Genomic DNA, 9,588 nt, shown 5'->3' on the forward strand with positions numbered 1-9,588 from the left:
GCGCGTCATAACACGTTGGTAAAATAGAAATTTAGTAAAGCTCGAGCTATATACCGGGTTCCCATCTGAATCGACTGTTACTACCACTTCGCTTTCATAAGTTGTTCCGGTCTCGGTAACATTCTTCGCCTTCTCCGTACCTTCCTCCTCGTCACTTTCGCCAAGATTCTTCTCGCTTGCAACCCCCCCACCACCGCTGCCAAGATTGAATGCAAAAGGATTCGCCAACTGGATACTGCCGGTACTTACCAAGAACCTCACTGAAAGGTGGGCCGGGCTGCTCAATGGCCTTCCAACAACCTCAACCTCCTCAATAGGATCATCCTCTTCTTCCGATAACTCCCTCACTGATACGAAACCGGAAGGATCGGTAAAAGTCATCGGGCTATTGAACACGTAAGTATACCGGTTCCAACTCTGGCTGTATGTGGGCGCCTGCACAATCGGGTCCGGACTCAGGAAACGGCCCAGGGTCGGATCGTAGACGCGCCCGTTCATATGAATCAACCCGGTCCTGTCCAGATGCTCGTGCCCGGTGAAGCCTCTCCTGGTGGTGATGCCCTGGGCGGCGAGCAGCTCCTGGAGTTCCTCTTCGCTTAGCTCACTCTGCCAGTCCGCACCTCTTCTGGCCCCAAAGGGTTCGAAAGCGGTGTCCAGGATAACCAGGCCGGTTTCGTCGGTGATCTTTTCGACGGAGCCCAGGTGGTCCCGGTGCAGGTATTCCCGAAATTCCTCCTGGCCACCATCGTGGTGGTAGGCGGCGATATGCGCCACGTTGGCGTCCAGCGTGGTTTTCTCGATGCGCTGGTAATCCGGGTCGTTGGCGGGCAGCTGTTCCTCGAAGTTGCCGAGGATAAAGGTCCGCTCGGTGCGCAGCTGCTCCGCGGTGGTATCCCACCAGCTGGTTTCCCGGTAGAAGCGGTTGCCGTTGGGGCCGTATTGGAACCGGTCCCTCGCTGTGGGCGTGGTCGTGGTTTTGCTGTCACCGAGAACGATTTCGGTGGGCAGCTGCCGGGCGTTCCAGGTGACCCACTTGTCGTCGCCGCTGGCGGCGTCGTAGCGGGTGATGGCACCATTCAGGTCGTAGTGCAACGTGTGGGCCACGCCGTCGATGGTAACGTTGCTGACGGCGTTAATCCCGGCGTTGGTGGTCTGTCCGTACTGGTAGCCGGTGACCTGGGTATCGCCCGGATGGCTGCTGGTCTTGCCGGTGATATTGCCCAGTTTGTCATAGCGGGTGCTCAGGGTTCTGGTGGTAGCACCGGCGGTAATGGTGGTGTCGAACAGGCGATTGAGGTCGTCGTAGGTGAAGATCTCTTCCTTGTCGATGGCGCCTCCGGCAGTGCGGGTCAGTCGGCTTTCCAGGGTGCCGTTGCTGCGCCATTTGTATTCGTTGTTCTGAATGCTGCCTCCGCCGGTCTTGATAGTGGACAGGCGGCCGGTAACGGGATCGTAGGTGCGGGTGGTGACCAGACCGTTGCCGTAAACCTCCTGCTCCACCTGGCCGCGGGCGTTGAGCTGGTTGAAGGTTTTGAAGGATTGTCGTCCTGGTCGCGGATTTCGTGCAGGTAGCCGCGCCCGTCGGTGCCGTAGTCGTAGGTCACGCCGGCGCCATTGGGATAGGTGACCGATTGCAGGCGTCCGTCACCGTAATAGCTGTAGCCATGCTGGTAGCTGCGGCTGAGGCCGCTGGCTTCGAGTGAGGTACTCACCGATTCCAACTGGGCCTTGCCATTGTAGCTGTAGTTTTCCGAGAAGATGGTGACACCGCCCTGGGTATAGCTGCGGCTGCCGAGCGCGCCCACGCCATTGGCCGGGTCGTAGGTCCATTGGGCGGTACCGTCCGCATCCGTCTGGGTGAGTAGCCGGCCCAGCTTGTCGTAGGTGTAGGCAATGCCCTGGCCCTTGTTGTCGGTTTGCTCGTCCAATTGGCCCAGTGCATTGTAGGTGGTCTTCACCATGCCCAGGTTGGGATCGGTCAGCCCGGTGCGGTAGCCGGCCAGGTCGTAATCGAAACTTGAGACGAAGTCTCCGTTGTCGCCGGTTACCGTGACTGTTTCCGGAAATCCGCTGCCGTAGTGGATATAGCTGGTGGTGACCTGATCGGCAGTCCCTGCCGCGTCGATGGTTTTATCCAGGTCGCCAGTGACCAGATAGTAGTTTTCCTTGACCTGGGTTTCTTCGAGGTTTCCATCCGCGTCCAGCACTTGCTCTTTGACCTCCACCTTGACCCGGCCATTGTCCACCGAGTAACTGGTGGAGTGAAAATTGGACACCCACCAACAGAAGGCATTTTACGCCAACTCTATTGAAATCCATCCGCATCCGTCCGCCGATCATCGGCAGTGAGTCGAGCAGGATATTAGCCAACAGGGAGATAGTGGTCCTCCCTCTGGCACTCCTTCCCGGCTCTCATAGAGACGCTGGTTGTCGACAAATCCTGCCCTCAGGTAGAGGGCTATGAGTTTTAGGAGACGATTGTCGCGTAGGGTCCGGCCCAGCCGGAACAGAATGGCGCCACGATGCCGAAAGTGAAACGATAGTACTGCTTTAGTAAAAAAGTGCCCGTTTATGAACGGGGATTAGTTACTGAATCAATAAATAGTATACATTGAACTTGTAGCAGGATGCTTTCTACATCCGCACTGGTTTAATATTCATGGACACAACCAGGAAAAAATTATGGAAATCGTACTCGGTGCAGTAATTGGTATTTTGGTGTTAATTTTTGGGATGTTGATAAACCAATCAGGAGGTACTATTACAATAGGAAAAAAAGAACCAAAGGAGAAAAACATTGCTCCAGTAGCTCTTACAGTAAGGTTGCATGCCCCCCAAAATCAAAATATATTAATATTTACATATTTTGAGTACAGTGGAAAATTTAACAATCCGGTCACTCCGGGCAATCCAGTTGGGGATAGCAGTATAAACCAAACCATAGGCAATGTTCCTGTATCTGGTATACAGCCTATAGAGTTACAGCGAAATGCCGTCAAAGCCGGGACATGGGTAGTTGATGCAGAAGTCGGCGGAAGTATAACAGTGCACAATATTAGCAGTGGAACTTCAAACAAAATTAAGGTTAAACCTTTTCGGGCCAGCAGTGGAAATATTAACCTAAACCCAAACAGATCATACTATGCTGACTTTGCGCTTGAAGAGGAAGATACCCCCGATCAGGTATATAAGTTAGTTTTTAAAGGTCTGAATTAGGGAACCTCGGAATAAGTCGGAGGCGGAGTGGTAGAATAGCCTGACTCCAGAAGGATACGATCAAACATGCATCAGTAAGTAAGGAATTTTGGTTGAGGCGGAATGATTCTGGCGGGTTTTGGAACGGAGGGGTGGCGATTTCTGTTTTTCGGCACGCCGGTTCCTGCAGAGGGTTTCCGCCCGCGCCCTCTCCCCCGGCCCCTCTCCCGCATGCGGGAGAGGGGGGAGTGGGCCTGCGGCCCACGTGCGGAGCTGAAGCTCCGCGGTCCCGAGTCCCGGGTCCCGGGTCCCGGGTCCCGGGTCCCGACAAAATTAAAACGCAATGTCCGGCGGCGGCGCCACGCGCAGCACTTCGGCGACGGTGGTGATACCGGCGGCCACCTTGCGCGCCCCCGATAAACGCAGGCTGCTCATGCCCTCGCGCATGCCCTGGCGGCGCAGCTGCTGCAGGTCGCAGTCGGGCTTGACCAAAGCCTGGATGGATTCGCTGAACGGCAGTATTTCGTAGATCCCCTGGCGCCCGCGGTAGCCGGTATTGCGGCACTCCAGGCAGCCCTCCGGGCGGTAGACCACATCCGGCCTGGGCGCCTTCCAGGGGCGCACCAGCGCCTGCCAGTCCTCCTCGCTCACCTTGTCCTTGCGCTTGCACGCGGGGCACAGGGTGCGCACCAGGCGCTGGGCCATCACCCCCAGCACCGTGGATTTCAGCAGGTAGTGCGGCAGGCCCAGGTCCAGCAAACGGGTGACCGCGGTGGGGGCGTCGTTGGTGTGCAGGGTGGAGATCACCAGGTGGCCGGTGAGCGCCGCCTGCACCGCCATCTGCGCGGTTTCCAGGTCGCGGATCTCACCCACCATGATAATGTCCGGGTCCTGGCGCATCAGGGTGCGGATGCCGGCGGCGAAGTCGAGGCCGATGGCGTGGTGCACCTGGGTCTGGTTGAAACTCTCCTCCACCATCTCGATGGGGTCTTCGATGGTGGAGACGTTCACCTCGCTGGTGGCCACTTGCTTGAGGCCGGTGTACAGGGTGGTGGTCTTGCCGGAGCCGGTGGGGCCGGTGACCAGTACGATGCCATTGGGGCGGCCGAGCATGGCCTGCCAGCGGGCCAGGTCGTCGCCGCCGAGGCCCAGGTCGCTGTAGGAGCGCGCCAGCACTTCCGGGTCGAAGATCCGCATCACCAGTTTTTCGCCGAAAGCGGTGGGTAGCGTGGAGAGGCGCAGTTCCACTTCGCTGCCGTCCGGACGCTTGGTCTTGATGCGGCCGTCCTGGGGCTTGCGCTTCTCTGCCACATTCATGCGCCCGAGAATTTTCAGGCGGCTGGTGACCGCGGCGTTGACCTGGTCCGGCAGTTCGTGGATCGGGTGCAGCACGCCGTCGATGCGGAAGCGGATGCGCGCCATCTCCCGCCGGGGTTCGATATGGATATCGCTGGCGCGCTGGTCGAAGGCGTGCTGAAGCAGCCAGTCGACGATATTGACGATGTGCTGGTCGTCGGCGTCCGGGTCCTTGAGCTTGCCCAGCTCCAGCAGTTGCTCGAAATTGCCGGCACCGGAACTGCCTTTGAGGCCGCTGGCCCCGGAGATGGAACTGGCCAGGGAGTAGAACTCCACACAGTAGCGCTGGATATCCGCCGGGCTGGCCACTACCCGCTGCACCGTCCGACCGCTGGTGTGTTCCAGCTGCTCCTCCCAACCACTGGTATAGGGCTGCGCCGTGGCTACCAACAGCATGTCCTTGGTGGCCTCCACACAGAGGATCTGGTGGCGCTTGGCAAACTGGAAGCTCATCACCTCGGTGACTGCGGCCACATTCACTTTGAGCGGGTCGATATGGTAGAGGCCGTGGGAGGAGGAATCCGCCAGCCACTGGGTGAGGGTCCCGTCGTCCAGAACCTTGCCCGGGCGCTTGCGGTTCTCCAGTTCACAGCTAGCGATATAGCTGAGCGGGTGCATCTGCGCCTGCTCCGCGGTGCGCGGGGTGCCGATCAGCCGGTTGGCGTCCTGCCGGTTGATATAGCCCTGGGACACCAGGTCCTCCAGCAACCCCCGCAAATCCAGCAACCTGTCCGCAACTTTGCCTACCATAGGGAAACCCACTCTTCCATTGTCCGACGGCGCATTGTAGCTCTATCGGAACCCGGTGACAGTGCGCCGTAACGCGCATTGTGCACAAACTTTCGCTACCCGGGGGCCCCGGGACCACCCGGGCCGCAACGGCGGGTGGTTTATGGGTAAATGCGGTTATTAACGCCCTTCCCATAAGTTGCGGTACCATGCCGCCCATTTGCGCCAGAGAGCAAAGGAGCACCCCATGCCCCTGTCCAATATCGCCAGCCTGTTTGGCCGCTCGCCGATCAAGCCGATCAAGGAGCATATGGCCACGGCCCACGAGGCATCGGCGGACCTGGTCCCCTTCTTCGAAGCCCTGATGCAGGGTGACCTGGCCACCGCCGAGCAGGTCCAGCGGCGTATCTCCGCCAGCGAGAATCGCGCCGACGACATCAAGAAAGATCTGCGCCTGCACCTGCCGGACAGCCTGTTTATGCCGGTTTCCCGCTCGGACCTGCTGGAACTGCTGCACGCCCAGGACGAAGTGGCCAACACCGCCCAGGATATCGCCGGGCTGGCCACCGGCCGCAAGATGGAGATTCCCGAACAGTTGCAGCCGCTGATGAAAACCTTTGTCGACAGCGCCGTAGCCACCTCCGCCCAGGCCCTGCGCGCCATCAACGAACTGGACGAGCTGCTGGAAAGCGGCTTCGCCGGGCGCGAAGTGGATATCGCCCGGCGGATGACCGAGGAACTGGACGAATTGGAGCGCAAGTCCGACAAACTGGAAGTGGAAGTGCGCGCGGCGCTGTTCAAAATCGAAAGAGACCTGCCACCGGTGGATGTGATCTTTCTCTACCGGGTGATCGATTGGATCGGCGACCTGGCCGACCGCGCCCACAGCGTGGGTAACCGTTTGCAGTTGTTGTTGGCACGCTAGGGGGCGAACAAGTGGAAATTCTCAGTCAATACGGCAGCATCCTGCTGATTCTCGCCTGCGTATTCGGTTTCTTTATGGCCTGGGGGGTGGGCGCCAACGACGTGGCCAACGCCATGGGCACCTCGGTGGGTTCCCGCGCGCTGACCATCAAACAGGCGATCCTGATCGCGATGGTCTTTGAGTTCGCCGGCGCCTACCTGGCCGGCGGCGAGGTCACCGCCACCATCCGCAAAGGCATCATCGCGCCGGATGTCTTCAACGACCAGCCCGAATTGCTGGTGTACGGCATGCTCTCGGCACTGCTCGCCGCCGGTACCTGGCTGATGATCGCCAGCATCCTCGGCTGGCCGGTGTCCACCACTCACTCCATCGTCGGCGCCATCGTCGGCTTCTCCGCGGTGGGCATCTCCGCGGAGGCGGTGGCCTGGGGCAAGGTGGGCAGCATCGTGGCCAGTTGGGTGGTGTCGCCGCTGCTCGCCGGCACCATTGCCTTTTTGCTCTTCCGCAGCGTGCAGCGGCTGATCCTCAATACCGAGGACCCATTCGGCAACGCCAAGCGCTACATCCCTTTCTATATGTTCGCGGTGGGCTGGATGATCGCCATGGTGACTTTGACCAAGGGGTTGAAGCACATATTGAAAGACGCCCAAATCGAGCTGTCCTTTTTGCAGGATGCCGGCATTGCCGCGCTGGTGGGTCTGCTGGTGATGGGTATCGGTGTGGCCATGCTGAAGCGCATCAAGCGCGACCCGGCCCGCGAGCGCGAGAACCGCTTTGCCAATGTGGAGCGGGTCTTCGCCATCCTGATGATCTTTACCGCCTGTGCCATGGCCTTCGCCCACGGCTCCAACGACGTGGCCAACGCAGTGGGCCCGCTGGCGGCCGTGGTCAACACGATACAGAGCGGTGCGGTGGTGGCCAAGGCCACCATGCCCTCGTGGATTCTACTGCTGGGGGGCGCCGGTATCGTGGTGGGCCTGGCCACCTACGGCTTCAAGGTGATGGCCACCATCGGCCGCAAGATCACCGAGCTGACTCCGAGCCGCGGCTTTGCCGCCGAACTGGGCGCGGCCTCCACCGTGGTGCTGGCCTCCGGCACCGGCCTGCCGGTTTCCACCACCCACACCCTGGTGGGCGCGGTTCTGGGCGTGGGCCTGGCCCGCGGCATCGGCGCATTGAACCTGCGCATGATCAGCACCATCGCCGCCTCCTGGGTGGTCACCCTGCCCGCCGGTGCCGGTATTGCGATTCTGTTTTTCTTTTTCTTCAAGGGTGTATTCGGCTAGCCGTCGAATACACATACCTGATAAAAAGGGGAGGCGTCACTGGCGCCTCCCCTTTTTATTGCCATAAGGAAATTCCCATGCAATTGCCCATTTACCAGGCTGATGCCTTCACTTCGCAACTGTTCGGCGGCAACCCCGCCGCGCTGGTTCCGCTGGAGCAATGGCTGGGGGACGAACTGTTGCAAAAAATCGCCGCGGAAAACAATCTCGCCGAGACGGCTTTCACTGTCCCGAAAGACGGTGGCTTCGAGCTGCGCTGGTTCACCCCCGCCGCTGAGGTGCCCCTGTGCGGCCACGCCACCCTGGCGACAGCGCACCTGATGTGGACTGAACTGGGCTGCGGCGACGAGGAGATCCGCTTTTTCACCGAGAGCGGCGAACTGCGCGTGCGCCGCGCTGGCGGGTTGATCGAGATGGACTTTCCCGCGCAGCCGCCAGGGGAGATTCCGCTGCTGCCGGAATTCAGCTCCGCCCTGGGCGCTGAGCCCCTGCGTGCACTGGCCTGCGAAGGTAATCGGGACATGATGATCCTGGAATTTGCCGATGCCTCGCAAGTGGCAGAGCTGCAGCCGGACTTCCACGCAGTCGCCGCGCTGCCGTATCGGGGCGTCATCTGCACCGCCTGGGGAGACGGCTTCGACTGCGACTTTGTCAGCCGCTTCTTTGCCCCCGCGATCGGTATCGACGAAGACCCCGTCACCGGCTCCGCGCATACACTGCTTACACCCTATTGGGCGGCAAAGCTGGACAGGACGCGCTTCAGTGCGCGGCAGATTTCCCCGCGCGGCGGTGAACTGGAATGTGAGCTTGTCGGGGGTCGGGTATTGATGCGCGGCGGGGCAGTGACCTATCTGCGCGGTCAGATAACGCTATCATTGTAGCCGCAGTGCTTGACCGACAGGTGGCACATGAAAAGGATAGGGAACTGAGCTATGGGTAATTCCGCGGTACCGGACCTGAAACAGCAGTTGCAACAACTGGTGGCCTGCCCCAGTGTCAGCGCCACCGACCCCAAACTGGACATGGGTAACCGCGGGGTGGTGGAGCTGCTCGCAGCCTGGCTGGAAACCCTGGGCTTTTCGGTGGAACTGATGCCCCTCCCGGGCCAGCCGGACAAGGTCAATATGATCGCCACACTGGGGAAGGGTGACGGCGGCCTGGTACTGGCGGGCCACACCGATACGGTTCCCTACGACGAAGGCCGCTGGCAGACGGACCCGTTTGAACTGCGGGAACGGGACAACCGCTTCTACGGCCTGGGCAGCACCGATATGAAGGGCTTTTTTCCCATCGCCATCGAAGCGGCCAAGTCCTTTGTGAACAAACCGCTGCAGCAACCGCTGATTATTCTCGCCACCGCCGACGAGGAGACCTCCATGGCCGGTGCCCGCGCCCTGGTAAAAGCCGGCCGGCCGCGGGCCCGCTACGCGGTGGTGGGCGAGCCCACAGGACTGAAGCCCATCCGCATGCACAAGGGCGTGATGATGGAAGCGGTGCGTATCACCGGCCGCTCCGGCCACTCCTCCGATCCGTCGCTGGGCGCCAGCGCCCTGGAGGCCATGCACAGGGCCATCAGTGAGCTGCTGGCACTGCGCGGCGAGTGGCAGCAGCGCTACCGCAACCCCGGTTTTGCGGTGCCGGTGCCGACGGTGAACCTGGGCTGCATCCACGGCGGCGACAACCCAAACCGCATCTGCGGCTACACCGAACTGCAGTTCGACGTGCGCCCGCTGCCGGGTATGCCACTGGCGGACTTGCGCGCAGAGCTGGACAAGCGACTGCACGAATGTATCCAGGACGAAAAAATCCAGCTGGAGTACGCGCCGCTGTTTCTGGGCACAGAGGCTTTCGAGCAGGATGCCGGCTCGCAGTTGGTGAAGGTAGCGGAGGCGCTCACCGGCCACAGCGCGGAAAGCGTGGCCTTTGGCACCGAGGCGCCCTATTTCAAAAGCATGGGGATCGACACCATCGTGCTGGGCCCGGGGGATATCGACCAGGCGCACCAGCCGGACGAGTACCTGGGGCAGGAGCGGATCGCGCCGATGGTGGAGATACTGCGCGGGTTGATTGCGAAGTTCTGCCTGTAGGAGCGGGCCA

8 protein-coding genes are annotated in these 9,588 nt (G+C 60.6%); 5 read left to right on the plus strand and 3 right to left on the minus strand.

Annotated elements, in window-relative coordinates; genetic code table 11:
• Nucleotides 1-1,104 (minus strand): RHS repeat-associated core domain-containing protein (locus ACRC0P_RS17540; protein ID WP_438632603.1); only part of this gene is annotated, 1,104 nt, incomplete at its 3' end.
• A gap of 245 nt (nucleotides 1,105-1,349) precedes the next feature.
• Entirely contained in the window at nucleotides 1,350-2,276 is a 927-nt protein-coding gene (locus ACRC0P_RS17545) for a hypothetical protein (RefSeq protein ID WP_438632596.1), read from the minus strand.
• 406 nt (nucleotides 2,277-2,682) lie between these two features.
• Between ACRC0P_RS17545 and ACRC0P_RS17550 the strand changes: the two genes are divergently transcribed.
• Nucleotides 2,683-3,216, plus strand: a complete 534-nt coding sequence (locus tag ACRC0P_RS17550) for a hypothetical protein (RefSeq protein WP_438632597.1) — start codon at nucleotides 2,683-2,685, stop codon at nucleotides 3,214-3,216.
• Between the two features lie 312 nt (nucleotides 3,217-3,528).
• Here the strand turns inward: ACRC0P_RS17550 and ACRC0P_RS17555 are convergent, their stop codons facing one another.
• Nucleotides 3,529-5,301, minus strand: coding sequence for a GspE/PulE family protein (locus ACRC0P_RS17555; RefSeq protein ID WP_438632598.1), 1,773 nt, complete (start codon nucleotides 5,299-5,301; stop codon nucleotides 3,529-3,531).
• Between the two features lie 226 nt (nucleotides 5,302-5,527).
• Between ACRC0P_RS17555 and ACRC0P_RS17560 the strand changes: the two genes are divergently transcribed.
• From ACRC0P_RS17560 to argE, 4 genes are all read left to right on the plus strand, one after another.
• The gene (locus ACRC0P_RS17560) at nucleotides 5,528-6,205 is read left to right on the plus strand and encodes a TIGR00153 family protein (RefSeq protein WP_438632599.1); all 678 of its coding nucleotides are present in this window, start codon (nucleotides 5,528-5,530) and stop codon (nucleotides 6,203-6,205) included.
• Between the two features lie 11 nt (nucleotides 6,206-6,216).
• Nucleotides 6,217-7,491 (plus strand): inorganic phosphate transporter, encoded by a 1,275-nt coding sequence (locus ACRC0P_RS17565; RefSeq protein ID WP_438632600.1) that lies wholly within the window; start codon nucleotides 6,217-6,219, stop codon nucleotides 7,489-7,491.
• A gap of 77 nt (nucleotides 7,492-7,568) precedes the next feature.
• Entirely contained in the window at nucleotides 7,569-8,372 is an 804-nt protein-coding gene (locus ACRC0P_RS17570; protein ID WP_438632601.1) for a PhzF family phenazine biosynthesis protein, read from the plus strand.
• 51 nt (nucleotides 8,373-8,423) lie between these two features.
• Entirely contained in the window at nucleotides 8,424-9,578 is a 1,155-nt protein-coding gene (argE, locus tag ACRC0P_RS17575; RefSeq protein WP_438632602.1) for an acetylornithine deacetylase, read from the plus strand.
• Nucleotides 9,579-9,588: the final 10 nt, after the last annotated feature.

The sequence above is a fragment of the Microbulbifer sp. genome (assembly GCF_051659245.1).
Classification (GTDB): Bacteria; Pseudomonadota; Gammaproteobacteria; order Pseudomonadales; family Cellvibrionaceae; genus Microbulbifer.

What these genes read in the sequence shown, in the direction of transcription:
- ACRC0P_RS17555 (WP_438632598.1), bottom strand. Translation starts at nt 5,301, where the DNA reads ATGGTAGGCAAAGTTGCGGACAGGTTGCTGGATTTGCGGGGGTTGCTG.
- ACRC0P_RS17560 (WP_438632599.1), top strand. Translation starts at nt 5,528, where the DNA reads ATGCCCCTGTCCAATATCGCCAGCCTGTTTGGCCGCTCGCCGATCAAG.
- ACRC0P_RS17570 (WP_438632601.1), top strand. Translation starts at nt 7,569, where the DNA reads ATGCAATTGCCCATTTACCAGGCTGATGCCTTCACTTCGCAACTGTTC.
- argE (WP_438632602.1), top strand. Translation starts at nt 8,424, where the DNA reads ATGGGTAATTCCGCGGTACCGGACCTGAAACAGCAGTTGCAACAACTG.
- ACRC0P_RS17550 (WP_438632597.1), top strand. Translation starts at nt 2,683, where the DNA reads ATGGAAATCGTACTCGGTGCAGTAATTGGTATTTTGGTGTTAATTTTT.